Annotated in this window: 1 rRNA gene; it reads right to left on the bottom strand. The window is 55.5% G+C overall.

What is annotated here, in order from left to right:
* Nucleotides 1–76 (bottom strand): 16S ribosomal RNA (locus MKK67_RS23085); the annotation flags it as partial.
* Between the last annotated feature and the right edge of the window lie 187 nt (nt 77–263).

The raw sequence follows: 263 nt of genomic DNA, 5'->3' as shown, positions 1-263 counted from the left end.
AAGGTGCCCGCTCGACTTGCATGTGTTAAGCCTGCCGCCAGCGTTCGCTCTGAGCCAGGATCAAACTCTCACGTTGAAGAGATTGATCTGGCCGATCACGTAATTCTCAGACGGAGCCTCACAATCGACCAAGCAGCGCTTCACAGCGCAGCCAGATCGGTGAGCTCAAAAAGAGAGATACGACGATCGGCACTAGTCTCTCACTTGTCGAAGCCAAAGCTCCGACCGCAAGGACAAACGCCGTCCGCGTCTCCCTTCCTCAA

The sequence above is a fragment of the Methylobacterium sp. J-072 genome, from assembly GCF_022829425.1.
Taxonomy (GTDB): Bacteria; Pseudomonadota; Alphaproteobacteria; order Rhizobiales; family Beijerinckiaceae; genus Methylobacterium.
This window is presented reverse-complemented; position numbering and strand designations above follow the sequence as displayed.